At 74.0% G+C, this 26,354-nt stretch carries 21 protein-coding genes; 5 read left to right on the top strand and 16 right to left on the bottom strand.

The features are described from left to right. Window positions 1-7: 7 nt before the first annotated feature. The 4 genes from ACFY7H_RS14290 to ACFY7H_RS14275 are packed head-to-tail and all read right to left on the bottom strand — an operon-like array spanning window position 8 to window position 6,996. Window positions 8-1,435 (bottom strand): SDR family NAD(P)-dependent oxidoreductase, encoded by a 1,428-nt coding sequence (locus ACFY7H_RS14290; RefSeq protein WP_388937808.1) that lies wholly within the window; start codon window positions 1,433-1,435, stop codon window positions 8-10. Beyond that, entirely contained in the window at window positions 1,428-3,890 is a 2,463-nt protein-coding gene (locus tag ACFY7H_RS14285; protein ID WP_388937807.1) for an HAD-IIIC family phosphatase, read from the bottom strand. Before ACFY7H_RS14285 ends, ACFY7H_RS14290 begins: the two co-directional genes overlap by 8 nt. Beyond that, window positions 3,890-5,722, bottom strand: coding sequence for an aminotransferase class I/II-fold pyridoxal phosphate-dependent enzyme (locus ACFY7H_RS14280; RefSeq protein WP_388937805.1), 1,833 nt, complete (start codon window positions 5,720-5,722; stop codon window positions 3,890-3,892). Before ACFY7H_RS14280 ends, ACFY7H_RS14285 begins: the two co-directional genes overlap by 1 nt. Then, window positions 5,719-6,996, bottom strand: coding sequence for a FrbG (locus ACFY7H_RS14275; protein ID WP_388937804.1), 1,278 nt, complete (start codon window positions 6,994-6,996; stop codon window positions 5,719-5,721). The genes ACFY7H_RS14280 and ACFY7H_RS14275 overlap by 4 nt, the downstream gene beginning before the upstream one ends. 228 nt (window positions 6,997-7,224) lie before the next feature. Here ACFY7H_RS14275 and ACFY7H_RS14270 point away from each other — a divergent pair, with 228 nt between their 5' ends. Further along, entirely contained in the window at window positions 7,225-8,193 is a 969-nt protein-coding gene (locus ACFY7H_RS14270) for a glycosyltransferase family 2 protein (RefSeq protein WP_388937803.1), read from the top strand. Window positions 8,194-8,254: 61 nt separating this feature from the next. On the opposite strand, the gene ACFY7H_RS14265 is transcribed toward ACFY7H_RS14270, so the two are convergent. The 3 genes from ACFY7H_RS14265 to ACFY7H_RS14255 form a co-directional block, all read right to left on the bottom strand. Next, window positions 8,255-9,493 carry an acetyl-CoA carboxylase biotin carboxylase subunit family protein gene (locus tag ACFY7H_RS14265; protein ID WP_388937802.1) on the bottom strand — a complete coding sequence of 413 codons (1,239 nt, stop codon included), beginning with the start codon at window positions 9,491-9,493 and terminating at the stop codon, window positions 8,255-8,257. A 109-nt stretch (window positions 9,494-9,602) separates the two neighbouring features. Beyond that, a complete protein-coding gene (locus ACFY7H_RS14260; RefSeq protein ID WP_388937801.1) occupies window positions 9,603-10,160 on the bottom strand; it encodes a nucleotidyltransferase domain-containing protein in 558 nt (185 codons plus the stop codon). 63 nt (window positions 10,161-10,223) lie between these two features. Then, window positions 10,224-12,665: a SpoIIE family protein phosphatase gene (locus ACFY7H_RS14255; protein WP_388937799.1), complete on the bottom strand. Its 2,442-nt coding sequence runs from the start codon at window positions 12,663-12,665 to the stop codon at window positions 10,224-10,226. A gap of 130 nt (window positions 12,666-12,795) precedes the next feature. Between ACFY7H_RS14255 and ACFY7H_RS14250 the strand changes: the two genes are divergently transcribed. Continuing rightward, the gene (locus tag ACFY7H_RS14250) at window positions 12,796-13,338 is read left to right on the top strand and encodes a hypothetical protein (protein ID WP_388937797.1); all 543 of its coding nucleotides are present in this window, start codon (window positions 12,796-12,798) and stop codon (window positions 13,336-13,338) included. 1 nt (window position 13,339) lies between these two features. After that, on the top strand, window positions 13,340-13,918 hold the full coding sequence (locus tag ACFY7H_RS14245; RefSeq protein WP_388937796.1) for a hypothetical protein: 579 nt from the start codon (window positions 13,340-13,342) through the stop codon (window positions 13,916-13,918). Between the two features lie 93 nt (window positions 13,919-14,011). Here the strand turns inward: ACFY7H_RS14245 and ACFY7H_RS14240 are convergent, their stop codons facing one another. The 4 genes from ACFY7H_RS14240 to ACFY7H_RS14225 all read right to left on the bottom strand — a co-directional run bounded on the left by ACFY7H_RS14240 (window position 14,012) and on the right by ACFY7H_RS14225 (window position 17,965). Next, window positions 14,012-14,236, bottom strand: coding sequence for a DUF6213 family protein (locus tag ACFY7H_RS14240; RefSeq protein ID WP_388937793.1), 225 nt, complete (start codon window positions 14,234-14,236; stop codon window positions 14,012-14,014). A gap of 70 nt (window positions 14,237-14,306) precedes the next feature. Next, window positions 14,307-16,427: a xanthine dehydrogenase family protein molybdopterin-binding subunit gene (locus ACFY7H_RS14235; RefSeq protein ID WP_388937791.1), complete on the bottom strand. Its 2,121-nt coding sequence runs from the start codon at window positions 16,425-16,427 to the stop codon at window positions 14,307-14,309. A 57-nt stretch (window positions 16,428-16,484) separates the two neighbouring features. Further along, window positions 16,485-17,477 (bottom strand): FAD binding domain-containing protein, encoded by a 993-nt coding sequence (locus tag ACFY7H_RS14230; protein WP_388937789.1) that lies wholly within the window; start codon window positions 17,475-17,477, stop codon window positions 16,485-16,487. After that, window positions 17,474-17,965, bottom strand: a complete 492-nt coding sequence (locus ACFY7H_RS14225) for a (2Fe-2S)-binding protein (RefSeq protein ID WP_388937788.1) — start codon at window positions 17,963-17,965, stop codon at window positions 17,474-17,476. Before ACFY7H_RS14225 ends, ACFY7H_RS14230 begins: the two co-directional genes overlap by 4 nt. A 155-nt stretch (window positions 17,966-18,120) precedes the next feature. On the opposite strand from ACFY7H_RS14225, the gene ACFY7H_RS14220 reads away from it, so the two are divergent. Further along, window positions 18,121-18,324: a CsbD family protein gene (locus ACFY7H_RS14220; RefSeq protein ID WP_388937787.1), complete on the top strand. Its 204-nt coding sequence runs from the start codon at window positions 18,121-18,123 to the stop codon at window positions 18,322-18,324. 130 nt (window positions 18,325-18,454) lie between these two features. After that, window positions 18,455-18,997, top strand: coding sequence for a DUF6328 family protein (locus tag ACFY7H_RS14215; protein ID WP_388937785.1), 543 nt, complete (start codon window positions 18,455-18,457; stop codon window positions 18,995-18,997). Window positions 18,998-19,009: 12 nt separating this feature from the next. Here the strand turns inward: ACFY7H_RS14215 and ACFY7H_RS14210 are convergent, their stop codons facing one another. The 5 genes from ACFY7H_RS14210 to ACFY7H_RS14190 are packed head-to-tail and all read right to left on the bottom strand — an operon-like array spanning window position 19,010 to window position 26,256. Continuing rightward, window positions 19,010-20,218: a type III PLP-dependent enzyme gene (locus tag ACFY7H_RS14210; RefSeq protein ID WP_388937783.1), complete on the bottom strand. Its 1,209-nt coding sequence runs from the start codon at window positions 20,216-20,218 to the stop codon at window positions 19,010-19,012. Further along, window positions 20,215-22,020: an IucA/IucC family protein gene (locus tag ACFY7H_RS14205; RefSeq protein ID WP_388937782.1), complete on the bottom strand. Its 1,806-nt coding sequence runs from the start codon at window positions 22,018-22,020 to the stop codon at window positions 20,215-20,217. Before ACFY7H_RS14205 ends, ACFY7H_RS14210 begins: the two co-directional genes overlap by 4 nt. After that, the gene (locus ACFY7H_RS14200; protein WP_388937781.1) at window positions 22,020-23,297 is read right to left on the bottom strand and encodes an MFS transporter; all 1,278 of its coding nucleotides are present in this window, start codon (window positions 23,295-23,297) and stop codon (window positions 22,020-22,022) included. Before ACFY7H_RS14200 ends, ACFY7H_RS14205 begins: the two co-directional genes overlap by 1 nt. Next, entirely contained in the window at window positions 23,294-25,063 is a 1,770-nt protein-coding gene (locus tag ACFY7H_RS14195; protein WP_388937779.1) for an IucA/IucC family protein, read from the bottom strand. Before ACFY7H_RS14195 ends, ACFY7H_RS14200 begins: the two co-directional genes overlap by 4 nt. After that, window positions 25,060-26,256, bottom strand: a complete 1,197-nt coding sequence (locus ACFY7H_RS14190; RefSeq protein WP_388937777.1) for an acetyl-CoA carboxylase biotin carboxylase subunit family protein — start codon at window positions 26,254-26,256, stop codon at window positions 25,060-25,062. Before ACFY7H_RS14190 ends, ACFY7H_RS14195 begins: the two co-directional genes overlap by 4 nt. Window positions 26,257-26,354 lie beyond the last annotated feature (98 nt).

Here is a 26,354-nt window from a genome sequence, read left to right as displayed (position 1 = left end):
CGCACGCTCACGTCCCGGCCTGCTCGGCGACGACCCGGACCAGCCGGTCGAAGCGGCCGGCGCCGGTGAGGGCGGAGGCGGGAAGCCGGATGCCGAACTCCGCCTCCACCGCGAGGACGATCTGCAGCTGGCCCAGCGAGTCCCAGCCCGGGGTGAGCCCGACCCCGCCGCCGCGTACGTCGACGCCCGGGCCCAGGACCCCGCGCACGGCGGCCTCCACCCGGTCGGCGAGGTCCCCGGGCGCGGCGGCGGGTGCGGCGGCGGCCGTACGCGGGGCCGGGGCGCCGTCCCGTGACGGTACGGCGGCGCCCTCGGGGGTGCCGTCGAGGGCGAAGCGGGTGGCGCCGCCCGTGGTGAGCCACACCCGCCGCGCGGGGGCGTCCGTATCGGCGGCTTCGGCGGCGACGGCCTCGGCCACCTCCTCGGGCAGCAGGCCGAGCCCTTCGGGGCGTACATCGGCCGAGTAGCGGCCCTGGACGTAGCCCGGCTCCACGACGACGGCGCGGATGCCGTGGGCGCCGTGGTGGCGGTCGATGCCGTGCAGCACGCTCTCGGCGGCGGCCTTGCCGGCGATGTAGTCCGACCAGCCACGCGGATGGTAGCGGACGGCCTCCGAGCCGATCAGGACGACGCTGCCGCGCTGGCGCAGCAGCATCCCGTCGAGGACCGCGTCGGCCAGGTCGCGCAGTGCCGCGTAGCCCACCTCCAGGTGTGCCGCGTGGCCGGCGGCCAGCGGTGCGGCGGCGGCGTGCACCAGGGCGGCCGGTCGCAGCGCGGCGAGCTTCCCGGCCGCGGCCCCGCGGGCGGCGGGGTCGGCGAGGTCGGCCGTCACCGAGTGCACGGTGGCTCCGGCCTCCTCGCACTGCCGTACGACTTCCTCGGCGCCGCCGCGGTGTACGAGCGCCAGGTCCCAGCCCTGGCGGGCCAGTTCACGGGCGACGGCCGAGCCGATGTCCCCGGCGGCGCCGGTGACGACGGCGGTGCGGGCCGCGTCGGCCGGGATCAGCAGTCCGCCGGTGGTCGCGTCGGGGCGCGGGCGCGGGGCGCGGGCGGTGCTGCGGACCTCCCCCTCGAGTACGACCTCGCGGTCCTGGTACGCCAGCACCCGGCAGGTCAGTACGCCGGCCCCGCTGACCGCGGTCACGCGCAGCGAGTAGTGGACGGGCCGGCCGAAGGAGACGGGGCGCACGGGGCGGAACTCCGTGCCGAGGATGACCGCCCCGGGTCCGGGCAGCACCATGCCGATCAGCGCGGACACCGGGCCGAGGGTCATCACGAGGGGGACGATCGGTGCGCCGAACTCGGTCTCGGCGGCGTGCCCGGCGTCGTGGTGCAGGGGGTTGTGGTCTCCGGTGACGGCGGCGAAGGCCGTGAACTCGGCCGCGGTGAAGGTGTGGCTGCTGTGGGCGATGTCGCCCGGCTTGACGTCATGCACGGTGGTTCTCCGCCTCGGTGTGGTCGACGATCCGCAGCCACGCGGGGGCGTGGTGCTCGCCGGTCAGGTCCAGCCGCCAGGTCCCCTCGGCCGCTCCGGGTCCGAAGCCGGCGTCCGCGAACACGGAGCGGCAGGGCGCGTTGCGCTCGGTCGGGGTGACGAGCCCGTGCAGGCGGGTGCGTCCGCCGGCGGCCAGGGACGCCGCCAGCCAGCGCAGTGCGCCCTCCTCGACGCCGCGTCCCAGGACGCGGCAGGACAGCAGGTAGGTGTCCACGGTGCTCTCGGTGCCCTGGTGGGTGAGCACCAGCAGGCCCAGGTCCTCGCGGGCGCTGAACCGGTCGGCCACGGCGAGGACGAACACGTCCGAGTCGGGAGCCGTGGCGAGGCGGCGCAGTTCGGCGCGGGTGTACCGGCGGGTCGTCGTGTTGAACTGGTTGGTTTTCGCGCAGAGTTGTTCGGCGCGCGCCGTGTTGCCCTCGGTCAGGGGGCCGATGTGCAGTTCGGTGCCGAGCGAGGCGTAGAAGTCCTCGATCCGCTCGAAGCCGCGCCGTTGGCGTCGCACCTTCTCGCGGGCGCGGTACTGCTCGGTGCGGCGCCGGTCGGCGTCGGTCACGTTGAACACGGTGGTGTAGGGGCTGTCGAGCAGGGCGTCGGCGTACCCGGCGGGGTCCTCGGGCAGCTCCGGCACGATCACCTGGGGCAGGAACTCCCGGACGCGGGCGCGCTCCACGGGGTTGTCGTCGAGGAACAGCACGTGTCCGAGGCCCACGTTGAGGCGTTCGGCGATGTCGGCGATGGCTTCGGCCTTGGGCCGCCAGCTGATCTCCGTCGCGACGAAGTCTTCCTCGCGCAGCACCATCCCGGAGTGCTCCCGGATCGCGCGCAGAGCGAGGTCCTCGTCGTTCTTGCTGCTGATGGCGAGGGCGACTCCCTGTTCGCGCAGGGTTTTGAGGGCGCGCTGGAGCCTGCTGTGCGCGTTGCCCGGGTGGTCGGTGCCGATCTGGATGCCGTCGATGCCGTCCTCGCCGACGACCCCGTGCCACAGGGTGTTGTCGAGGTCGGTGACGATGACCCGTGCGGTGCGGCCGGTCACCGACAGGGTGAGTCCCCAGAACCTGCGGGCCAGCGCGCGGCTCAGGGCGGCGCCGTAGGGAACGCGGCCCACCAGCCACAGCCGCTGGTCGACGAGGGGACCGCCGCCGGCGCGGGCGATGATCTCGGACAGTTCGACGACGTGGACGTGTTCGTGGCCGTCGAGGGCCTCCCGCAGCAGCCGGTCCGCCTCGCGCAGCAGGGGGCCGGTGGACAGCGGGGAGGGCTGGAGGGGGGCGAAGGAGAGGACGAAGACCGGCCGGTCGGTGGTCTCGGCGTAGGCGCGGACCAGGCCGGTGTAGTGCTCCATCGCCGCGGCGAGGCGTTCGCCGTCGGCGGGGCCGAGGGTGTCGGAGGCGAGGACGTCCTCCAGCCGGTCGGTGAAGAAGCTCACGTGCGGGTCGAATCCGCGCAGGCCGGAGGCCGGGTCGTGGATCTGGCGGGCGAGAGTGCCGTACTCGGGCGCGTAGACGGTGTGCGGCGCGGAGCCGAGGACCCGCCGTCCCTCGGCGCTGATCTCGGCGGCGAGGATCTCCAGGTTGCGGGTGCCCAGCAGGGCCAGCCGTACGGGCGCGGCGGCAAGCTGGCGGGCCCGGTGCTCGATCACGCGGGGTTCGCGGACCAGGACGTACGGGTCCGCGGTGATCAGCTCGTCGCACGTGCGGGCCAGTTCACGGGTGGACACCGCCTCCACGGCGGCCCCCCACAGGCCGGTGCGGGCGAGCGCGCCGTCCTCGCGCAGCCGGTCGAAGACGGGGGTGAAGTCCAGGGTGGAGTTCAGGGCGGTGTCGCGGACGATCATCTCGAGGTCCACGGCGACGGGTCCGGCGCCGAAGTCGGCGGTGCCGCTCACGGTCATGGGGTGGCGGTACGGGACCTTGCCGAGCTCCTCGTAGCGGTGGACCTGGGTGCAGGAGTTCCATTCGGCGCCGAGGGTGACGATCCGCGCGTCGTGGCGTTCGAACACCTCGAAGACGGTGCCCGCGCCGAAGGCGGTGTCGGGCGGGCAGGCCGCCAGCTCGTCGGCGAGGGGGCCGGCCACGGCGAAGGAGTACACGGGGTGGGGGGTGCGGCGGACCTCGGGCAGGCCGAGGAACCATTCGACGAGGACGCCCGTGTTGGGGGCGGAGGTGCGGTGGTGGTACTCCTTCGTCCGGCAGAACTCGAAAGTGACGGCGGGCAAGGCGACGGTGATGCCCTCGGCGACCAGTGCGCGCAGTGCGGCGAGCAGGTCCCCGCGCAGCCCCTCGGCGGGGGTGCGGAATGCGAACAGGCTGGAGTGCAGCACCATCAGGCGGTCGTGCGGGCGCAGTACCGACTTCAGCGCGGCATGGATCTCGTCCCGGCGGGACGCGGCGGGCATCAGGAGGCCCCCGTGGCCAGGGGGGTGGGCCGTTCGGCCATGACGGCGGCGAGCGCGTCGGCCAGCCGGGCGTTCTCCTGGGGGGCGCGGCAGGCCACCCTGAGGTAGCGGTCGCCGTCCGGCATGGACTTGCCGCCGCAGTCCTTGATGAGGATGCCGTGGCCGGAGAAGGTGCGCCGGACGACGTCGAGCGCGGAGGTGCCCTCCGGCAGGCGCAGCATCACGTAGTTGGCGTCCGGGGGGTAGACCGTGACGCCGGGCAGGGCCGCGAGCAGGCCGGCGAGTTCGTCGCGGTCTCGCCGGACCTGGGCGCAGCTGGCGGCGAAGGCGTCCCGGTAGCGGGGCAGCAGTCGCAGGAAGGATTCGGCGAAGCCGTTGACGTTCCAGATGGGCAGGGCGGCGCGGACGTCGGCGACGAAGCCGAGGTCCGCCGAGAGCAGGTAGCCCAGGCGCAGTCCGCCGATGCCGTAGACCTTGCTCATGCTCTTGACGACGGTCAGGCCGGGCAGTTCGGCAAGGTCGGGCTCCAGGCTGTGGCCCGGTGCGCAGAAGTCCACGAAGGACTCGTCCACGACCAGCCGGATCCCGGCGGCGGCCAGCAGGCGGGCCAGGGTGACGAGGTCGGCGCGCGGGACGGCCATCGAGGTGGGGTTGTTGGGCGAGGTGATGATCACGGCGGCCACGCCGGCCCGCCCTGCTTCCTCGGCGACCCGTGCGGGGTCCATGGTGAAGGCCGGGGCGGGCAGGTGGATGCGGTGGATGTCGGCCTCGTCGAAGACGGCCTCGTACTCGTTGAAGCCCGGGACGACGAGCCCGACGCGGCCGAGCAGGCCGCCGAGGATCTTGATGAGTTCGGAGGCGCCGTTGGCGACGACCAGTCGGTCGGCCGGCTGGCGGATCGCGGCTCCGAGGAGCTGCTGGAGCGGCAGGTGGCCGACGGGGTAGTGGACGAGGGCGTCGCGGAAGTCGTGGGCGAGCTCGTCCACCAGGGACGCCGGCGGGAAGTACAGGTTGTACAGGAGGCGGTGGTCGACGAGGTCGTAGCGCCAGTAGCCGCCGTGGAGGTTCTCCAGGATGGTCAGCCGGTCGTCGTCGTCGGCGAAGAGGTACTCGGCGGCGGCGTGGTCGGTGAGGTCGTCCACCTCGTACCAGCGCAGGTGGCCGCAGTCGACGCCGTGGACGGGGAAGCGGCCGCCGGTGACGGTGTCGGCGATGACCAGCTCGTAGTAGGCGCCGTGGCCGCCGTCGGCGATCAGGGCGGTGAGCGCGGGTACGAACTCCTCGCGCAGGTAGCGCTCGCGCAGCAGGTGGACGTTGGCGGTCTTGAAGGTCTCGCCGAGGTCGATCCCGGGACCCTGCTGGGCGGGCAGCAGCATCGCCGAGACGGTGCCGTCGGCCCCGAGGGTGACGACGGTGCCGTTCATCGGAGGGCGGTGCGGAGCCACGGCGGTGATCACCTCACCGTCCGCGGCGGCGAGGGCGAGGGGCAGTTCGGGGTCGAAGACCACGTCGCCCTCGACGAGGTAGACGTCCTGGTCCAGCTCTTCGCGGGCCAGCCACAGGGAGTAGGCGTTGTTGGTGGTGCGGTAGGCGTCGGAGTGGACGTACGTGACGCTCATGCCCGCGTGGGTCTCCCCCACCGCGGCGCGCACCTCGTCGGCGAGGTGGCCGACGACGAGGACGGCCTGGCGCACGCCCGCGGCGGCGAGACTGTCGAGCGTGCGGAGCAGGATGGGAGTGCCGGCCACCGGGAGCAGCGGCTTGGCGTGGTCGAGCCCGAGACGGCGGCCCAGTCCCGCGGCGAGGACGACTGCCTTGGTCGGCCTTTTCATGTGTGGTTCTCCCCCGTGGTCGTGGTGTGCAGCAGGTCGTCGAGGACGATCTCGCCGATGTCGTGCTGGTAGAGCCAGACGCCGTCGGCTCTGCGGGTGTAGCTCGGTTCGCCGCCGATGTCGGCGGAGGGGGCCAGGCCGGCTCCCAGCCCGTACGCGACGAGCCGTGGGTGGGCCGTGCCGTGGACGTCCACGAGGTGGCCCCGGTCCGTGACGACTGTGCCGGTGGGGCCGGTGGCCGGGGTGAGCGCGGTGCCGTCGGCGTGGTGCAGGGGCGGCAGGTCGGCCTCGAAGCCGTTGGCCATGACGATGACGTCGGCCTCGGCGAGCGCCTTGTGGGCCGCTTCGGTGTCCCTCGGGTCGCCGGCGCGGAGCAGGCGCACGGGTGCGGGGGCCGCGCCGGGCAGCCCGAGCGCGGCCCTGGCCAGCTCGTGGGCGCGGCCGCGCAGGCCGCCGTAGCGGTTGACGCGGCCGTTGACCGGACAGACGTCGAGCTCGGCGTCGAAGGCGTAGCCATCGGCGCGGGCCTCGTCGGCGCTGTCGTACCACAGCCGCAGGGCGGTGCGGTGGATCATTGTGATCCCGTCGGTGTCCCCCGCCAGCAGCAGGTCGACGGCGGACCAGGCGCTGTGCGAGCCGCCCACGACGACGGCCTTGCCGCGTGCGGGGGGCGGGGTGTGGCGGGCGTCGATAAGCGACGAGGAGTGCACGACCTTGTCGCGGTGGGGGGCCAGTTCCAGGCCGGGTGCCACCTCGGCGTCCGCGTACCCGGTGAGCGGGCGGCCGCCGGTCGCGAGTACGGCGCGCCGGGCGGTGATCCCGCGGCCGGAGCCGGTGGTGACGACGACGCCTTCGGGGGTGAGCCGGACGGCCTCGGCGCGGTCCCGCAGGACCTCGCAGCGCGGGTGCGCCTCCAGCAGGCCGGCCACGACGGCGCCGAGACGGGTCAGGAAGGGGGCGACCACCGACAGCGGCGGGTGGCCGTCGGCGTGGGCCCTCAGCAGCCGGGTCTCGGGCAGGTCGTGGAGTGCGGCGAAGGGGCCGGTGTCGCCGAGGCCGTCGAGGCACTCCAGAAAGGGGCCGCCGAGGGAGTTGGCGCCGATGCGGTAGTGGGCGAGGCCGCCGGGTCCGACGGGTCCTGGTTCGACGAGGGCGATGCCCCGGCCGAGCAGCTCGTCGAGGCGGCCGGAGCGGGCGGCGGTGATGACCGGGCCGAGTGCTGCGGGTCCTCCACCGCAGAACACAAAGCCGAAGGAGTGGTCGGCAGACGGCAAGAGAGTTTCCCCCAAGAGCATGGTTCTCCGTCCCGGCATAACCGCCTGCTTGGTGTGCAGAAGTTGCGCTGGGAATGGCTGAACTGATCGCCGAATAAACCAAACACGGGGTGAACGATAAGTCAACACAGCTTGATCGCGGAGGCCGTGAATGGTCATGTCCGTTCACCCTGCCGCGGGTTGACGGACTGTGCTTCAATGTGCCGACTCGACGAAAGGGAGCGCGCGATGGCCAAGGTCAGCATCTGTATCCCGGTGTACAACCGGCCTGCGGAGGTGGAGCGCGCCGTACGCAGCGCCCTCGAACAGACTTATAGCGATATTGAAGTCGTCGTCGTTGACAATGCGAGTACGGACGAAACCTGGGACGTCATCACGAAAATCGCGGAATCCGATGCGCGGGTCCGGGCGTACCGCAATGATTCGTTGCTGCCCCGGGTCCTGAACTGGCGTCGCTCGCTCGAATTGAGCGAGGGTGAATACGTCAAGCTCCTCTTCTCTGACGACTGGATATCCCCGGACGCGGTGGAGCGCTCGGTGGAGGTGCTCGACCGGTCCCCGCGCGCCGGATTCGTGTTCACGGCGATGACGTGGCACTACGAGCGGCCGCAGACCTGCTACCGGCACCGCGAGGGGCGGATGTCCTCGCTGGAGTTCCTGGTGCGGTCGGCCACGGTCGAGGACCAGGTGCCCGTCAGCGCCTCCTGCACCCTGATGCGCAGGACCGATCTGCTCGACGTCTTCCAGGACGAGCTGCCCAGCAACCTGCCGTTCGAGTTCAGCCACGGGCTCGGGCTGGACGGCACCCTGCTGTGGCGGGTGTCCGACCGGTACCCGTACGTCCACCACATCGCCGACGGCCTCGCGCACTCGGCGGACCCGCACTCGGGTGAGCCGAACACCCGGATGCAGATCGGCGCGGAGCGCCACGAGATGATGTGGTGGGCCTACCGCAACGCCTTCGCCCAGTCGCTGCTGACCTCACGGCGCCCCGCGCACCACCTGCGCGCCCTGCGGACGGCGCTCCTGGTGTCGTGCGTGCCGCTGCGGCCGACGGCGGTGGCGCTGCGCAACTTCCGGCTGTTCCGGCTGATGTTCCCGGGCCGCTGGTGGGACCTGGCTCCGCTGGCCGCGCCGGTACGCGCCCTGGTGGCACGACGGCTGCGGGAGCCGCTGGACCCCACGATCCCGCTGTGACCGGCGGCTCCGGCTCCGGCTCCGGCTCCGGCTCCGGCTCCGGCTCCGGCTCCGGCTCCGGTCAGGCGTAGTCGAGCCGGATGGCCGTGTCGATGGCTCCGAGGACGGTCCGGAGCCGGTCGTGGTCGGCAGCGGTGCCGTGCACGGTGCCGAGGTGGCCCTCCGTACCGGCGCGCCAGTGCAGGGCACGGCCCGCCGCGGCGTCGGCCTTGACCTGCCAGACCTCCTTCATGCCGGCCACCTCGTCGAGCCCCCGGACCCCGGCCAGGGTGGCACCGGCATCGGCGGGCGGAGTCACGAAGTAGACGAACTCCACGCCGCCGAAGGTCAGTTCCGGGATCTCCGGCGGAAGACCGAGGGCGGCGCGCAGCGCGGCGCGCAGCAGGTCGAAGCCCGTCGAGCGCCGCAGCAGGGCACCCACGTAGCCGCCCATCCGGCCGTTGACCTCGATCAGCCGGGGGCCGTCCGGAGTCAGCTTGATCTCCACGTGGGTCACGCCGTCGGTGATCCCGAGGGCGCGCAGGGCGGCGTCCGTCAGCTCGAGCACCTGGCCTGCCAGCGGCTCGGGCAGGGCGGCGGGCTGGAACATGCCCGTTTCCCGGAAGGGCTCGGCGAGCGGGAGCTTGCCCGTCACGCAGACGTGGCGGACGGTGCCGGCCGAGCTGACCGACTCCACCGACACGTAGTCACCGAATCCGGGCCCGGCGGCGTCCGGGTCCCCGGCCAGCAGCTCCTCCACGACGAAATCCGCGTCTCCGCCGGCCAGGAAGTCGGCGGCGACGGCCAGGGCCTGTTCGGCACCGTCGACCCGGCAGGTGTCCACGCTGCCCGCCCCGCTGCGCGGCTTGAGGACCGCCGGCAGGCCGACCTCGTCAAGGGCCGCCGCCACCTCCGCCACCGTCCGTACGGCCACGCAACGGGTCGACTGGACGCCGGCCTCGCGCAGCCTCGCCCGCTGCCGCTCCTTGTCCACCAGGGCGGCCACCACCTCGGGGGTGTGGAAGGGCAGTCCGCAGGCCCGGGCCAGCTCCGCCGTGGCCGCGAGGCGGTATTCGCTGAAGGTGGTGATGCCGTCGGGGCGCAGCTCCCGGAGAGCGGCGCGGCGCCGGTCGGGCGTGAGCCCGGTGACGTCGAGCACCCGGGCGACCTCGCCGAGCCGGCGCACGACACCGGCCGAGCCGGGCAGGTCCTCGTCACAGACGAACACGACGGAACACAGCTTCCGGGCGGAGGCGAGGACCTCCATGTATCCGGCCGACCCGCGGTCGAACACCACGGCGAGGAGGGGTAGTTTGCGCATGCCTCCACGCTAGGCGGGCCGCCCGGCAGCAGGCTCGAGCTCCCGTCGAGCCCACGTCGACACCCGCCGCCGCTTCACCGGCCCCGCTCCGGCCGGGCGCTGAGGCGGCTCACGCCGGGCGCGGGTCCCCGGCCCGCAGGGCTTCCTCCAGGCGGCGGATGTCCTCCGCGTCCTTCGCCCGGCGGGGCCGGCCCGGGATCCAGACCGGCGTCATCCGCTTGATCTCCACCTGGACGCGCGGGCTGACGATGGCGCACCGCAGCGCGCCGATGCGGCCGGCGGGAGCGTCCAGCATGCCGTCCGGCCACGGTCGCCCGGCCCACGGCCCGCCCGCGACGACGGGCCGCCCCGAGGGATCGCGGGCCAGCAGGGCGAAGCTGCTCTCCTCGCCCTGTTTCACGAAGTCGAGCTGCTGGCCGGCGGGCGGACCGGGCACCGGCCGGTACCCGCGGCGCAGCAGTGCGCCGGTGAGGGCGGGGGCGTCCTCGCTCCAGGCGAACCAGTCGATGTCCTCGTGGTCCCTCGTGGGTTCGCCCAGGAAGAAGTCCATGGCCCAGCCCCCTCGGAGCCGAACCTCCAGCCCCAGGGCCCCGGCGATCCCGACCGTCTCGGCGATCAGGCGCAGTTGTCGGTCGGTGCGTTCCACGTTCGTGATCGGAGAGGCCATGACCGGCAGGCTAAGCGGCGTTCCCCCGGCTGGCAGCCCGATATCGCCGAGGCGGGCAGCGGGTCAGGTGTCCTCGGGGACGTTGACGTCGAGGACACAGATGTCGTCGCGGTTTCCCGGCCGCAGCGCCGCCAGCGAGCGGGCCAGGGTGTCGCCCCGGCCCTCACGGAGGAGGCGCAGGGCGGTCTCGGCCAGGCGGGCGAGGCCCTGTTCGATGTCCTCGCCCGGGTTCTCCACCAGACCGTCCGTGTAGAGCAGCAGGTGGTCTCCCGGCAGCAGGTCGATCGTGTCCTGGCCGTACGTGGCGTCGAACGCGGCCCCCAGCAGGCTGCCGTCGGGCTGCGGCAGGTAGCGGGCCTCGCCGCCCCGGATCAGCAGCGGCGGCAAGTGGCCGGCGCGCACCCAGGTCAGCCGGTGGTCCCAGGGCTGGTAGCGGCCCATCACCATCGTGGCCGTGGCGCTGTACGGATCTCCCGCGGTGTGCATGAGCAGGGTGTTCAGCAGGCGCAGGACGTCCGGGAGGGGGGAGCCGGTGATGGTCATGCCCTTGGTGGTGAACCGCAGCTGGGCCATGGTGCCGACCGCGCTCAGGCCGTGTCCGGCGACGTCACCGACGACGAACAGGGCGCTCTTGTCGGGGAGTTCGATCGCCGAGTACCAGTCGCCTCCGACGTTGACTCCGCTGTCGGCGGGCACGTAGGCGACGTCCACGCGCAGCCCGGCCAGCTCCAGCGACTGCTGGGGGATCGGCAGGAGGGTGTCCTGGAGGCGGGCGGCGAGGGCGCGTTCGGCCTTCAGCATGCCGCGCTGGACCAGGTTGGCGCGTTCGCTCTCCAGCAGGGCCTGTTCCGTGTCCCGCTGCGCGGTCATGTCCTGGAAGAAGCCGTGCACCTCGATGGGGCTGCCGTCCGCGTCCGTCTGGGCCTCCGCCACGATCCTCAGGTGGCGTACCCCGTGGCGGGTGGTGATCCGGAACGGCTGGTCGATCGCCCTGCCGTCACCCAGCAGCCGCCGCACCGCCGAGGACAGCCCTGGCAGGTCCTCGGGGAGCAGGTGCCGGGGCAGTTCCTCCAGCTTCATCGGGCCCAGCGCCGGATCCCGGCCGAAGATCGCGTAGACCTGGTCGGACCAGGTGATGGTGTCCGTCACCAGGTTCCAGCCGGCCCAGCCGAGGTTCCCCAGCCGCTGCATGTCGGCCAGCCTGCGGGTCTCCCGCTCGCTCGCGTCGTGGCGGATCCACGAGACCACCAGCCGGTCCCCCAGCCGGGCGGCTCGCACGGAGTACACCGACTGCTGCGGCACCCCGGCGGTGACCTCCTCGTAGACGAAGGGCTCGCCCTCGTACACCGTGCCCGTGGCCAGCGTCTCCAGGTACCCCTCCCACAGGGGGGTGCCCGCCACCGTCGGGTAGGTCTCCAGGACCCGCCGCCCGACCAGTTCCTTGCCGCGCCGGCCCGCCACGTCGACCGACTCCGACGACGCCGCCTCGATCCGGTAGTCCTCGATCTCCCCCGAGGCGGAGCGCAGCGGAGTGAGCAGGACCGCGGGTCCGGCCAGGGCGTCGAAGACGGTCTGGACGGCGTCCACGTCCGCGACCACCGGGTCGGGGCCGCGGAGCCGGTGGTCTTCGCGCAGGAGCCCGCCGCAGAGCCGGACGGCCCGCCTGAGCAGGGTGCGGCTGCGGGCGTCGAAGGGGCCGTGCCGGGTGCGGAAGAAGCCGACGACCGCCGTCACGGGCCCGTTGCCGGGGACCGGGAGCCAGGCCCGCGAGGGCCACCGCTCGGGGGGGTCGCCGATCAGCAGGTACCGGCCGCCGTCCCGGTCCGGGTCCTCCAGCCAGACCGCCTCGCCGGTGCCCGCTGCTTCCAGCGCGGCGACCCCGCTGAGCGGCGGGATGTGGCTCCACCGTTCGGCGGTCGCGTCCCCGGCACCGGCGTGGCCCGCCAGCTCCAGGCTGCCGGCCGGGGACACGTTGTAGATCATCACCGCGTCCACGTCCTCCGGTTCACCGAGAGCCGAGCGCAGCAGCTCCGCGACCCCGTCCGGGGTGCGGACGCCGGCCAGTTCCCGGGCCAGCCGGGCGAGGATCCGCCGGTTCCCGGCGGGGCGTCCCGCACCGATGACGAACCGGCCCGTGCGGAAGACCGAGCCGGAGTCCGGCTCCGGCGCTTCGGGGGCCGGCGCCTGCGCCCGGGCGGGGCCGGCCGCGCCCGGCGGGTTTTCGGCGGGGCTCCTGCCCGTGCGGCCCAGGGTGATCCAGCATTCCTCCAGGAGGCTGCGCCCGTGCTGGGCGGCCCGGTCGAGCAGCAGCTGATGGGCGGCGTCGGCCGGGACGTCGGCCTGGGCCATCACCACGCCCTTGGCCCGCTCGAGGACGGCCGTCACCGACGCCACGCCCTCCAGGTCGACCACCTCGGCACGCAGCTTGGCCACCACCTTGGCCAGCGCGAGCACCTCCGGGGCCGCGGCGTCACCGGCGGCGCGAAGCACGGACTCGCCCTCCATACGACGAGGATGCCACGCACGGCTCCGGTGGGCGTGCGGAACGGCCGGGCCGGCCCGTGCCGGGTTTGTCCGGGGGCAGGACGGGCAGCCGCGCTATACGGGTTACAAGGCCCCGAGACGGAGGCCCAGGATGTCCACAAGCACACTCATAGCGGTCATCGTCGTCGCGGTGGTCGTGGTGATCGCACTCGCCGCGATCATGTGGCTGCTGGCGCGGCGGCGCCATCTGCGCGACCGCTTCGGACCGGAGTACGAGCGCACGGTCGAGGAGAAGGGCGGCTCGCTGGCCGCCGACCGCGAACTGCGCGCCCGTGAGGCGCGGCATGACAAGCTCGACATCAAGGAACTCCCCCCGGACCGCAGGCGCCACTACGCCGAGCAGTGGACGGGCGTCCAGGAACACTTCGTGGACCGGCCGGCGGGTGCCGTCGAGGAGGCCGATGACCTCGTCTCCCGGCTGATGCGGGAGCGCGGCTACCCCACGGAGGGGTACCAGGGAGCGGTGCGCGACCTGTCGGTCGAACACGGCCGGACGTTGGAGCACTACCGGGCGGCGCACGACGTCCGGGCCCGGAGCGTGGACGGCCGTGCGACGACGGAGGAGCTGCGGGGGGCGATGGTGCACTATCGCGCCCTGTTCGAGGAACTGCTCACGGATCAGAGGAGCCGGTGAGATGCGGAACCATGACGAGAACGAGTCGGCCGGGCGCACCCCCCTGAGCACGGAGGACCTCGCGGGCCAGGACACCGAGGGGCGCGACGTGCCGGTCTACCCCGGCGAGGCGGCCGGGGACCTCTCCGGCGGCGCGGACGAAGGCGTCCCGGGCCGCGACGACGCGGACGAAACCGTCTCCGGCCGGTACGACGAAGGCCTGGCCGGCCGGGACGACGACGTCACGGCCGTCCCGGGCGCCGGAGGCGTGACCGGGGGCGCGGGCGACCAGAGCACGGCGCGGGAGGCCGTGGAACCCGACGCGGGGGACGACCAGCCGCTGCTGTCGGCCGACGAGACCGAGCGGTACCGCACCGCGTGGGGCGAGATCCAGGGCCGCTTCGTCGACGACCCCAAGGACGCGGTCACCTCGGCGGACGGTCTGGTGGCCGAGTTGATGCAGAACCTCGCCGGGACGTTCGCGGCGCACAAGCAGGACCTGGAGGGCCAGTGGCAGCGAGGTGACGAGGTGGCTACGGAGGACCTGCGGATGGCGCTCCAGCAGTACCGGTCGTTCTTCAACCGGCTGCTGAAGACCTGAGGAGGCCCCGGCGGACCCCGTAGGGGGGCGGAGGCGCGACAGCACTGGCTGTCGCGCCTCCGCCCCCCTACGGTGGTGCTGTGCGGCGGGCGGTCACTGCGAGGCGCAGCCGATGCACTCGACGTCGATCTGATCGGCGAGCTCGGTCAGTACGTCGGCCAGTTCGGACACCGTCTCCTCATCGGCCGGCAGCTCGCCCGTCTCCGTGGCGTGCAGCCAGTCCGCGGCGAGCTGGCGCAGCAGGGCGGTGACGTGGTCGGCGGGGATCAGCAGACCACCGTCTTCGGCGGGGAACAGCGGTATCGAGACCTGGATCATGGGACTTCCTCCCGGACGGCTCCTTAACGGCGGCTACCCGCGCTCCGGGAGGGCAACCGTCGCCCGGAGCTCAGGTGCCGTCCGGGCCGTCGGCCGCATCCAGGGCGGCGAGGACCCGGTCGGGGGTGAGGGGCAGTTCGCGGATCCGGCGGCCGGTCGCCCGGGCGAAGGCGTTGCCGATGGCCGCGGCCGCGCCGACCGTGCCGATCTCGCCGATCCCCTTGCTCCCCATCGGGTTGAGGTGCTTGTCGTGCTCCTCGACCCAGTACGCCTCGATGTCGGGCACGTCCGCGTGCACCGGGACGTGGTACGAGGCCAGGTCCCTGGCGGTGAAGTCGCCGTACGCGGGGTCCAGCGGGGCGTGCTCGGTGAGTGCCATCCCCAGGCCCATCACCATGCCCCCGACGAACTGGGAGCGGGCCGTCAGCGGGTTGAGGACGCGGCCGGCCGCGAAGACGCCCAGCATGCGCAGCACCCGCACCTCGCCGGACACGGTGTCGACAGAGACCTCGGCGAACTGGGCGCCGAAGGCGTGCCGGGCGTACGGCGAGCGCTGTTTGGCGGCTGCAGTGGTGTCCGCGGAGGCGCACAGGCCGCCCTCGGGCACCTTCCCGTCGCGCCGGGCGAGTTTCAGCGCGAGCGCCCGGCACGCCTCGTGCACCGCCCAACCCCAGGACGCGGTGCCGGACGAGCCGCCCGCCAGGGATGCCGGGGGGAGTCCGGTGTGCCCGACCTCGCAGCGCACCCGGTCGGCGGACACGCCGAGCGCGTCGGCGGCCACCAGGGCCAGGACGGTCCGCGCCCCGGTGCCGATGTCGGTAGCGGCCACCTCCACCCGGTAGGTGCCGTCCGGCAGGGCGTGCGCCAGCGCCTGGGAGGGGGCGGCCAGGGCCGGGTACGTGGACGCGGCCACGCCCGCACCGGTCAGCAGGGCGCCCCGGGTCCGCGGCCCGCGGGTCCCCGGCCAGCCGAAGCGCCGCGCGCCCTCGCGCAGGCACGCGACCAGGTTGCGGCTGCTGTACGGGCGGCCGCCGTCCGGCTCGGCGGAGGGCTCGTTGCGCACGCGCAGCTCGACGGGGTCCACGCCCACCGCGTCGGCCAGTTCGTCCATCGCCGACTCCAGCGCGTACATGCCGGGGGTCTCTCCCGGGGCCCGCATCCACGACGGGGTGGGCACGTCGAGCGGGACGACGCGGTGCGCGGTGAGCAGGTCCGGGGCCGCGTACATGACCCGGGCGGGGACGGCAGCCTGCTCGACGAACTCGCGGATGCGCGAGGTGTGGGTGGTGACCTCGTGCGCCAGGGCCGTGAGGGTGCCGTCGGGCCGGGCGCCGAGGCGTACCCGGTGCAGGGTGGGGGCGCGGTGCCCCACCACCTCGTGCAGGCCGCCGCGGGGCAGCGCGAGCTTGACGGGCGTCCCGGTGTGCCGGGCCGCCATCACGGCGAGCACCACGTGGGGGCGGGTCGTGCCCTTGCATCCGAAGCCGCCGCCGACGTGCTCCGAGTACACGGTGATCCGGTCCTCGGGCAGCCCGAAGAGGGAGGACAGGTCGGCGCGCACGGTGCAGGCGCCCTGGCTGGAGTCGTACACCGTCAGCCGGCCCTCGTCCGCCTCCCAGACGGCGGTGGCCGCGTGCGGCTCCATCGGGTGGTTGTGCAGCGGGGGCACCGCGTACCGGCAGTCGACGCGCACCGGGGCGGCGGCGTACGCGGCGGCGGCGTCGCCCCGCTCCCGGCGCCCGGGATAGCCGCCGTTGGCCTTCTCGGGCGCGTAGGCGTCGGGGTGGTCCTCGTACAGCCGGACGTCGGGGGCGGGGCCCTCGGTGTCGTACGTGACGGACACGGCCGCGGCGGCCTCCCGGGCCCGTTCCAGGGTGTCGGCGACGGCCAAGGCCACGTACCAGCCGTGGTGCGGCACCCGGTCGTCCTGGAGCAGCCGCAGCTCCGGGTCCTCGGCCGGTCCCAGCCGGGGCGCGTCGGAGGCGCTGAGCACGGCCGCCACTCCGGGCAGCGCCGCGGCCGCGGCCGTGTCCACGCGGACCACCCGGCCGACGGCGACGGTGGCGGCCACCGGCCAGGCGTACAGGCAGCCGGGCGGGGTGTGGTCGGCGGCGTAGCGGGCCGCGCCGGTGACCTTCTGCGCGCCCTCCCTCCGGGTCGCGGGCGAACCGAGCGCGGGGAAGCCTTCCATGGTCTGTCTCCCTCTTTCCTTTTCCGCCCTGGCGGGCGGGGCGGAAGCCCGCCCGGGTCAGTGCTGCCCGGGTGCGGCGAGCCGGCCCAGTACCTCGCGGGCGAGGTTGCGGGCGAGGAGCACCTTGAAGGCGTTGTCGCGCAGCGGACGGGCCGCCTCCAGCTCGGCGTCGACGGCCGCGCGGACGGCGTCCGGCGTCGGGCGCTCGCCCAGCAGCCGCTGCTGCGCGACCCGGGCCCGCCAGGGCCGGTGCGCGAGTCCGCCGAAGGCGAGCGCGATCCGTGCCACCCGGCCGTCCCGCACCTCCAGGACCGCCGCCACCGAGGCGAGGGCGAAGGCGTACGAGGCCCGGTCCCTGGCCTTGCGGTAGGCGGACGGCACGCCGAAGGCCCCGGGCGGCAGCAGAACCGCGGTGACGAGTTCTCCGTGCCGCAGCGTGGTGTCCCGTTCGGGCTGCTCCCCCGGCAGCCTCAGGAAGCCGTCGAGCGGCACCGTGCGGACGCCGTCGGCTCCGGTGACCTCCACCTCGGCGTCCAGCGCGCTCAGCGCCACCGCCAGGTCGGAGGGGTGCGTGGCCACGCACAGCGGGGAGTGGCCGAGCACGGCGTGTTCGCGGTTGACGCCGTCGAGGGCCGCGCAGCCGCTGCCGGGGGCCCGCTTGTTGCAGGGCTTGGACACGTCCTGGAAGTAGCCGCAGCGGGTGCGCTGGAGCAGGTTGCCCCCGGTTGTTGCGGCGTTGCGCAGCTGTGCCGAGGCCCCGGACAGCAGGGCCTGGGAGAGGACGGGGCAGCGGGCCCCGGCCAGCGGGTGGGCGGCGAGGTCGGCGCCGCGGACCCCGGCGCCGACGCGTACCGCGCCGCCGGCGGTGGTCTCGATGCCGCCGGGCAGGAGGCGGGCGACGTCGACGACGGTGTCGGGCCGTTCGACGCCGAGCTTCATCAGGTCGACGAGGTTGGTGCCGCCCGCGAGGTAGGCGGATCCGGGCCGGGCCCCGTGGGCCTCGGCGGCCTCGGCGAGGCTCGCGGGACGGACGTAACGGAAGGGCTTCACGCGATCACGTCCCGCACGGCGTCGACGATCCGGGGGTACGCGCCGCACCGGCACAGATTGCCGCTGAGCCGCTCGGCGATGGCCTCGCGGGTCAGTTCGGCCTCTTCCGCGGCCGCCTCGGCGAGCATGCCGACGGCCGAGCAGAGCTGGCCGGGCGTGCAGTAGCCGCACTGGAAGGCGTCCCGGGCCACGAAGGCCTCCTGGAGGGGGTGCGGCCGTCCGTCGTCGTCCGCGAGGCCCTCGACGGTGGTGATCCGCGTGTCTTCCTGGGCGACGGCGAGGAGCAGGCAGCTGTTGAGGCGCCGCCCGTCGACGAGGACGGTGCACGCCCCGCACTGACCGTGGTCGCAGCCCTTCTTCGCCCCGGTGAGGTCCAGCCGCTCGCGCAGCGCGTCGAGCAGGGTGGTGCGGTGGTCCAGGTCGAGGACGTGCCGTTCGCCGTTGACATGGAGCGTGACCTGCGCGTGCGTGGCCCCGTGGCCGTCCATGACGAAACGCCTTCCTCTCCGCACGGTCCCCCCGCCCGGTGAGGTCTAACCGGGCGGGGGCCCCGCGCCCCGCCGCGCCGCCCGGTTCCACCCGATCGGATTCGGACGGCCGAAGCTGGGCAGGCGCCGTGCGGGACCCTCGAAAGGAGTTCACCATGGCGGAGAAGGCCAAGGGCAAGATGGAGCAGGCCAAGGGCAAGGCGAAGGAAGCCGTCGGCAAGATGTCCGGTAACGAGCGGATGAAGACCGAGGGCAAGGTCGACCAGGCCAAGGGCAAGGCCGAGGAGACCATCGGCAAGGCCGATCAGCGCGCACGCGGAGTCGGCGACTCCCTGCGCGGCCGTCGCCGCGACACCTGACCCGCATCCGTACGGCGTGCCCCCTGCCGGTCCGGCAGGGGGCACGCAGATCTCAGGAGGTGGCGGCCATGCACCCGGATGCGGCGGTCCCCGCCCTCGGCGGTGCGCCGTGATCGCCCGGGCGTCGAACGTGGGTCAGCGCCAGGAGACCTGCGACGAGCGCGCCGACCGGCTCTGGCTGGAGCTGATGCACGAGGTGCGGGTGGTGCTGACCGCCGTGCAGCTGCTGCTGGCCTTCCTCCTCGCGGTGGCGTTCACGCCCGCCTTCGGGCACCTGGGCGGGACGGACCGGCAGCTGTACCTGGTCTGCGTGCTGTGCGGGGTCGGCGCCATGGCGGCGCTGACCGGGCCGGTGGCCCTGCACCGCCTGGTGACGGGGCTGCGGCTCAAGCCGGAGACCGTCGTCTGGGCGTCACGGCTCGTCGCGGCGGGCATGGCCCTGCTGCTGGCGATGACCTCCCTGGGCATCCTGGTGCTGCTGCGCCAGGTCACCGCTCCGGGCACCGCGCTGCTCCTCGACGCCGCCCTGGCACTGTGGTGCGGCGCCTGCTGGCTGTTCCCGGCCGCCCTGCTGCGCCGCCGCCGGACCCGCCCGGGCACCGCCGCGGCGGCCGGGGCCGGCCGCACCCCGGTGCGCTCCGGGGCGGGACGAGCGGGACGAGCGGGACTCTGACGACGTGCCGCCTCAGGCCTCCAGGAAGTGGAAGCCGGGCCGGGGGTGCATCAGGAAGTCGTGGTGCGAGATGTTCCAGGCGTAGGCGCCCGCGAGGCCGAAGGCCACCCGGTCTCCGGCCCGCAGGCCCGGCGCCTCCACACCGCGGGCGAGCAGGTCCTTCGGGGTGCACAGCTGGCCGGTGAGCGTGACCCGCTCGGCGCCGGCGGCCGGCCGGGGCCAGGGGTGGGGCCACTCGGCCACGGGGAAGACGGTGCAGGGCTGGTCGTGGCCCTTGGTGGCGGGGGTGCGCAGGTGGTGGGTGCCGCCGCGGACCACGGCGAACTCCTCGCCGTGGCTGTGCTTCACGTCCAGGACGTCGGTGGCGTACCAGCCGCAGTACGCGGTCAGGGCGCGGCCGGGCTCGATGCGCAGGGTCAGGCCGGGGTGGGCGTCCACGAGTTCTCCGAGGCCGGCGCCGTAGGCCGCCCAGTCGAAGCGGGATTCCGGGTCCGCGTAGTCGACGCTCATGCCGCCGCCGACGTTGACCTCGGCGAACTCGACGCCGTGGCGGGCGGCGAGGCCGGTGGCCCAGGTGAGGACGGATTCGGCGACGGCGAGCTGCTCGGGGGCGTCGAGGCCGCTGGCCAGGTGGGCGTGGACGCCCAGCAGGCGCAGCTGCGGGTAGGTGCCGTCGGTGAGCAGGCGCACCGCGGTGTCGGCCTCGGCGGGGTCCAGGCCGAAGGGGGTGGGGCGGCCGCCCATGGCCAGGGAGCTGCCTTCGAGGGAGGCGGCGGCCAGGGGCAGGTTGAAGCGCAGCAGCACTCCCGGCGCGGTCCCGCCGGGTGCGGTGCTCGCGACGAGGTCGGCCAGCACGCGCAGTTCGTACAGGCTCTCCACGTGGAAGCGTTCGACACCCAGTTCGAGGGCGGTCACGATCTCGGCGGGGGTCTTCCCGGGACCGCCGAAGGCCAGCGGGCGCCCGGGGACGGCCTTGCTGACGTGGGCGAGTTCGCCGCCGGAGGAGACCTCGTACCCGTCGACGTACGGTTCGAGGGCGGCGAGGATCTCCGCCTCCGGGTTGGCCTTGGCCGCGTAGTACAGCTCGACGCGCTGGGGCAGTGCGGCCCGGACGGCGGCGGCGTGCGCGCGCAGTGCCGTCAGGTCGTAGAGGTAGGCGGGCAGTTCCGTCGCCGGGAGGTCGAGGGCGCGTTCGCGCACGGCGGGGGTGGGGGCGGTCAACGGATGCTCCGGGTGGCGTCGGCGTGGTCGTCTTCGGTGTGGTTCCGCAGGACCTGGGAGAGCACGTCCTCGGTGAGCGGGGAGGCCAGGCGGACGTAGCCGGCCTCACGGTCGGCCTTGCGCTCCCAGCGGGTGAGCAGGTTCGCCTTGGCGGGCAGCGGTACGCCGGCGAGGAGGGCGGCCAGGCGCGGCGGGCAGCCGTACCGGTCGGCGTGCTCCTGGACGGTGGTGCGGACCTGCGCCCACAGGGCGGCTTCGGTCTGCGGGTGCAGGTCGGCGAGGGCCGCGAGCATCTCGGCGACGTGGTTGACCAGGAGGCAGTACACGACCCGGTCCCAGCCGCGCTGGGCGTCGTACGTCATGGGGCCGGCGACCTCGGCCGGCAGGGCGGCGAGGAGGTCGGCGTGGTGCTCGGGGACGAGCTTGGTGCCCTCCAGGTCGCGGAAGAGCACCTGGGCGGGCATGCCCTCGTCGTCGACGCAGACCACCACGTTCTGCAGGTGCGGCTCCAGCACCAGTCCGTGGTCGAAGTACGCCGACAGGACGGGCGGGACGAGCAGCTTGACGTACGCGGCCCACCAGTCGAGGGCCGCCTGCGGGTCGGTGGTGTCGACGAGGCGGGAGATGTGCCCGGGGCCGGTGGGGTATTCGTCGGCGACGGCCGCGGCCAGCAGCGGGGTGGTGCCGGGCATGAGCCGGCTGAGCAGGCCCTCGCGGACGATCACGCCGAAGCCTTCGAGGAGGGCGCGGTCGGGAGTGCCGTCGGGGCCCGGCAGGGCGAGGCTGCGGTAGGCGGGCTCGCGGAGCATGGCGGTGCCGGGGAAGCGGGTCTCCAGCTCCGCGAGGACCGGGGCCAGCAGGCGGGTCAGGGCGACGGCACCGGAGAGTTCGTAACTGGCGTTCTTGCGCAGGCAGTTGGTGATGCGGACGTTGAGGCTGAACTTGAGGAAGGTGTCCCCGTCGTACAGCGTGCGGACCGAGGCGGTGGCGGCGAAGGGCTCGCCGCCGTCGCCGAGGTCCAGGATGTCGCCGCGGTCGAGGGCGTCGCGCAGCCCGGGGTGGCCGCTGAGCATCTCGTACTGCCACGGGTGTGCGGGCAGCAGCCGGTAGCCCTCGGGGACCTCGGCGCGGAGCCGGTCGAGCGGTCGCGTCGCGCCGTCCTCGGCGGTCTCCTCGATGAGGAGGTGCTCGCGGACGGCGAGGTGGCGCAGCCGGAAGGAGGCGCCGGTCTCGGGCGCGTACGAGAGCCAGGAGGCGGTGTCGCCGCTGCGGGCCTTCGGGGTGGGGTGGAAGCGGTGGCCGAGCACGAGGGACTGCTCGGACTCCAGGTAGGCGGCGAGTCCGTCGCCCTCGCCGACCGTGGTGGCGCGGGCTGGGCGGCCGGCGCGTACGGCGAGCGCGGCCGACACGGCCTCGTGGCTGGAGGCGATCTGCTCCAGGAACTCCTCGTTGCGCACGTCGGTCCGCAGTGCCAGTTCGTCGTGGACGTACTCGGCGAGGCGGCGCCAGCCGACCTGGACCCAGCCGTCCTCCTGCCGCTCGCGCACCGGTCCGGTGAACCGGTGGGCGCCGATCAGCGAGGTGCGGCGCAGGGCGGCGCGCAGCAGCACCCCGCGGCGGGGCAGCCACAGCATGAGGTGGCCGTCGGCGACGGCGGTCTGGTGTTCCGGTCCGGACAGCTCGCGCAGCAGGCAGTTCAGGAGGGTGTGGGTGACCGCCTCGTCGGCGGTGGGCAGCCCGGCCGGGGAGACGGAGGCACGCGCGGCGACGGGGTGGGCACCGATTGCATCGGTCAGGGACATCAACGGCTCCAGCGGGTGCGGAGAGAGCGGAGGGAACGGACGTTCAGGGCCGGGAGGGCGGTCGCGCCGACGGTGACCAGGGCCACGGCGGTGCCGGTCAGCACGGGCGCCGAAGGCCCGTACAGGCCGTTTCCGACGGCGGCGGCGAGGCCCGCGACGACGGCTCCGGCCTTCGAGAAGAACTCGATCGAGCCGAACAGCCCGCCGGCGGCCCGGCCCTTGGCGCAGTCCGAAGCCATGACGGAGAGGCAGACGAGGCCGAGGGTGAGGCCCGCGCCCAGCAGCAGGCGGACGGCGACGAGCCCGGCGAGCGAGTGGGCGAGCCCGTGCCCGGCCAGCCCGAGGGCTATAAAGGCGAAGCCGAGCGCCACACCGAGGCGGGGACGCTGGTGGAAGCCGGAGTGCACCCACATCGCGGCGGCGAGGTAGCACAGGTGGGGCAGGGCGAAGAGGACGCCGGAGACCAGCGGTGAGGTGCCGGGTATTCGCTCTTCGACGAGGGAGATCAGGTACGGGAAGGAGATGACCGTGGAGAAGACGAAGGCGAACTCCAGGGCGTAGAGCCCGCGCAGGGAGGTGACGCGCTCGCGGCCCGTCTCTCCGGCCGCGGTCACGCCCGCCGCTTCCGCGGGCGCGGATGTACGGGGCTTCGCGCTCACGCCGCGGGATTCCGGCAGTGCGGCGATCAGCACCGCGGCCGTGAGCGGGAGGACGGCGAGCAGCGCGTACTGGCGGTGCGGTGACATCCAGGGCGAGAGGCTGCCGACCACGATCGGGGCGAAGACCAGCGCGGCGCGCGCGGCACCCTGCATCAGGGTCAGCGCCTTGGACAGCTGCGGGCCCTCCAGCGAGGCGCCGAGGTAGCCGTTGGAGGCGGCGAAGGTGCCGCCGAGTATGCCCTGGAGCACCAGGGCGACGGTGAAGGTGGCGATCGAGTCGGCCCAGCCGGCCAGCAGGAAGGAGGCCGCGAGGCCCAGCTGGGCCCTCAGCAGCAGCCGCTTGCGGCCGAACCGGTCGGCGAGCCGTCCCCACAGGGGGGCGCCGACGGCGGCGAAGATGGTGGGGACGATGTAGAGCACGCCGGCCCAGCTGGCGTCGCGGTCGCCGAGTTCCGGGAGGATCTCGGTGAGGAAGGGCGGCAGGCCCAGCGCGGCGAAGGAGGCCACGAAGTAGCAGCCCGCCACCGCGTGCACCTGCCTGCGGCCGAGGACGGGACGGGGCTGCGGCCCGGCGGCGGGGGCCGCCTGGAGCTGGTCCGTCGGCGCTGCGGCGCTCATCGCGGACCCCCGCTCCGGAGCAGGTAGTTGGGGCCGGTCGTGTAGTGCTTGTTGATGTCGGCGGCGCCCGAGCGCTCCTTGCTGAGCAGGGTGCCGGCGCTGACCATCGCCTTGACCGGCAGGTGGGGGGCGTCCAGGACGTGGGCGCGGAGGACGGCTCCGGGCTCGCCCGGTCCGGTACCGAGGCGTTCGGCGGCCTCGGCGAGCCGGTCCCGTACGAGGTCCAGCAGCACCCGGGCCTCGGCGCGGCCGTGCCGGGCCAGCCCGAAGGCGTACGAACCGGCGCACAGGTGCAGGGTGATGGTGGTGAGCAGGTCGGTGAGCGGGCGGTCGTCGTCGCAGAAGGCGCGGGGGTCGTCGAAGCCGAGGGGGGCGTCGGCGCCGAGCGTGGCGCGTACACGGGCCGGGTGGACGCGCGGGCCGTCGTCGTCCTTGAACAGGAGCCGGACGCGGGTCTCGCCGGCCGGACCGTGGTCGAGGACGAGGGAGACGTTCTGCTGGTGGGACTCCAGCGCTATGCCGTAGCCGAACAGGGTCGTCTGCCAGTCGATGAGCAGCCGCAGGTAGGCGTCGAGCAGGGCGATCGGGTCCCCGCCGTAGAACCGGTCGGCGAGGTGGTCGATCAGCAGCCGGCCGCCGGGGGCTTCGGCGAGGAGCGCGGCGAGCGGGGTGACGACGGCGTCGTCGAGGCCGGCCGGGTAGCGGCGGCAGAGGGCGGCGAGGAGTTCGTGGCCGGCGTGGGCGTAGACGGTCTCGTCGGCGTGCAGGATGACGCCCTGGAAGCGGGGTTCGCGCGCGACGACGGTCTCGATCAGCCGCTGTCCCGCGACCCCGTCGGCCAGGAAGCCGGGCCGGATGATCCGGCGGTTGCGCAGTCCCAGGGTGGCGGTGGCCATCGGGACCTTGATGTGCAGGGTGGGGTCGGCGGTGACGCCGACCGTGCGCATGGACAGCGTGGGGACGACTTGGAGGTACGGGCGCTCGGCGAGGACGGCACGGCCGGCCAGGCCCGCCGCGTCCAGGGCCTCGCGCAGCGGCGCGCCGACGGTGAGCGGGTGGACGGGGAGGGCGAGGTGGCTGTGGTCGAGCTCGGGCAGGCCGAGCGCGGCCGGCGTGGGCCAGACGTCGGGCAGCGCGGCGGGCCCGCCGGCGACCGTGAGGTCGCGCTGCGGCACGGCGATCCAGCGCAGCGCGAAGCGCGGGTGGAACTCGGGCGCGTAGGCGCGCAGTTGGTCCTCGTCCAGGCCGGAGCGGCCCCGTGCGGTGGGGTACACCGGGTGGTCGAGGCGCGCGGCGAGGGCGTCGTGGGCGAGTCCGCCCGTGAGGCCGGTCCAGTGCGCGGGGTCGGTGCCGTGTTCGGCGGTGAGGCCGTCGGCGGCCTCGTCGGCGGTGTCGGCGTGCAGGCGCATGGTGGCGAGGGTCTGGCGGCACTCTTCGGCGAAGGCGTCGAAGCCGCCGCGGTCGACGGGGTCGGCGAGCGCGCCGAGGGCTTCGAGGACCTCGTCGTGGGTGGTGAGCTCGCGGCCGTCCGACTCCCGGGCGAGCAGGGGCAGCCGGGCGGCGTACACGCTCTGGTAGCCGTCCTCGGTGACCGGAAGGAGCAGGGCGTCGCCGTCATCCGCGGGCAGCCGCAGCCAGCGGCCGTCCGCGCGGTCGACGGCGGTGGTGCGGGTGCGCAGGCCTACGACGTCCTCGCGCAGGAGCGCCCCGAGGACGCGGAGCAGCAGCTCCGCCTCGGTGGTGCCGGTGCGGGTGGTGGTGTTCACGGGGTGATCTCCCAGCGCTGGGCCGCGAGGAAGTCGGCGACGACGCGGTCGAGGGTCTCCTGGTCGGTGTTCCGGCCCAGCGCGCGGAGGGCGCCGATGAAGTCGCGGTTGGTGTTGTACAGCTCGTGCCGCTCCCCCACCGCGCGCAGCGGCCGGTAGGTGAGTTCGATGCCGTCCACGACGAGGTCGGCTGCCTCGGGCGCGGCGGTGAGCGTGCCGGCGCTCTGGGCGCAGGGGTTGTCGACCAGGGCGACGCCGTCGGTGCGCATGCCGAGGTCGGCGGGGAGGGGCTCTCCGAGGTGGGTGCGCAGGACGTGCTCGAAGAGCGGGATGTCCAGCAGTTGGGCGAGCATCAGGTCGGCCTGGTCGCCGATGGCCCGGTAGTTGACCTCGATGATGCGGGCCCGGCCGTCCTTCACGACGAACTCGGTGTGGCAGATGCCGAAGCCGACGCCGAGGGCGTCGAGCTGGGCGAGGACCTGCTCGACGACGGCTTCGGGGTGGGCGCTGACGAAGGTGCAGCGCTGCTCGATGAAGTACGGGGGCGGGGAGAGCCGCGTGCGGAAGCCGCCCAGTACGTGGCGCACCCGGCCGTCGCCGAGGGTCTCCAGGCTGCACAGTTCGCCGGCCAGGTACTCCTCGACCACCAGGGCCGCCTCCGGCCGGCGGGTCTGGATCTCCTTGCAGCGCTGGACCAGTTCCCCGGGTCCGTCGGCCAGCACCACGTCCTCGCTGGCGACGCCCTCGCGGGGCTTGACCACGCACGGGTAGGGCACGTCGAGGTCGGTGAACACGGTCGGGTCCTGGCCTGCGGCCAGTTCCGTGGACCAGACGGCGTCGAGCCCGGCGGCGGCCAGGTGGCGGCGCATCTCGGCCTTGTCCTTGACGCGCAGCGTCGCCCGCCAGTCCTTGGCGGGGAGGCCGAAGTAGTCGGCCGCCAGGGCCGCCTGGGTCTGGAGGTGGTCGCTGTTGGTGAAGACCGCGGCGGGCGTGCGGTGGGTGGATATGCGGGTGATGACCGCGCGGAAGTCGCGGACGTCGCACTCCAGGACCTCGGCGTCCGGCGCCGAGCGGCGGTGGCCCTCGGGCTGGTCGGTGAGGATCGTGACCTCGAGGCCGAGCCGGGCCGCGGCGGGGAGGAACCCCTCGGTGACCGAGTCGGTCGGGTTGAGTGCGAGCAGGTACAACCGCATGGGCTGGAGCCCCTTCCGAGTGCTGAGCAGTGGCGGTGCACGTGGTGGCTGTTTTCCGGCACGCCGTGGTACCGACGTCCTGCACTGACGTCGGCGAA

It is taken from the genome of Streptomyces sp. NPDC012794, assembly GCF_042901085.1.
Lineage (GTDB): Bacteria > Actinomycetota > Actinomycetes > Streptomycetales > Streptomycetaceae > Streptomyces.
The sequence above is the reverse complement of the archived record's forward strand: the minus strand, read 5'-3'. Positions and strand labels throughout refer to the sequence as shown.

Coding starts and splice junctions, on each gene's coding strand:
- ACFY7H_RS14285 (WP_388937807.1), bottom strand. CDS start 3,890: ATGCCCGCCGCGTCCCGCCGGGACGAGATCCATGCCGCGCTGAAGTCG.
- ACFY7H_RS14280 (WP_388937805.1), bottom strand. CDS start 5,722: ATGAAAAGGCCGACCAAGGCAGTCGTCCTCGCCGCGGGACTGGGCCGC.
- ACFY7H_RS14270 (WP_388937803.1), top strand. CDS start 7,225: ATGGCCAAGGTCAGCATCTGTATCCCGGTGTACAACCGGCCTGCGGAG.
- ACFY7H_RS14265 (WP_388937802.1), bottom strand. CDS start 9,493: ATGCGCAAACTACCCCTCCTCGCCGTGGTGTTCGACCGCGGGTCGGCC.
- ACFY7H_RS14260 (WP_388937801.1), bottom strand. CDS start 10,160: ATGGCCTCTCCGATCACGAACGTGGAACGCACCGACCGACAACTGCGC.
- ACFY7H_RS14255 (WP_388937799.1), bottom strand. CDS start 12,665: ATGGAGGGCGAGTCCGTGCTTCGCGCCGCCGGTGACGCCGCGGCCCCG.
- ACFY7H_RS14250 (WP_388937797.1), top strand. CDS start 12,796: ATGTCCACAAGCACACTCATAGCGGTCATCGTCGTCGCGGTGGTCGTG.
- ACFY7H_RS14245 (WP_388937796.1), top strand. CDS start 13,340: ATGCGGAACCATGACGAGAACGAGTCGGCCGGGCGCACCCCCCTGAGC.
- ACFY7H_RS14240 (WP_388937793.1), bottom strand. CDS start 14,236: ATGATCCAGGTCTCGATACCGCTGTTCCCCGCCGAAGACGGTGGTCTG.
- ACFY7H_RS14235 (WP_388937791.1), bottom strand. CDS start 16,427: ATGGAAGGCTTCCCCGCGCTCGGTTCGCCCGCGACCCGGAGGGAGGGC.
- ACFY7H_RS14225 (WP_388937788.1), bottom strand. CDS start 17,965: ATGGACGGCCACGGGGCCACGCACGCGCAGGTCACGCTCCATGTCAAC.
- ACFY7H_RS14220 (WP_388937787.1), top strand. CDS start 18,121: ATGGCGGAGAAGGCCAAGGGCAAGATGGAGCAGGCCAAGGGCAAGGCG.
- ACFY7H_RS14205 (WP_388937782.1), bottom strand. CDS start 22,020: ATGTCCCTGACCGATGCAATCGGTGCCCACCCCGTCGCCGCGCGTGCC.
- ACFY7H_RS14200 (WP_388937781.1), bottom strand. CDS start 23,297: ATGAGCGCCGCAGCGCCGACGGACCAGCTCCAGGCGGCCCCCGCCGCC.
- ACFY7H_RS14190 (WP_388937777.1), bottom strand. CDS start 26,256: ATGCGGTTGTACCTGCTCGCACTCAACCCGACCGACTCGGTCACCGAG.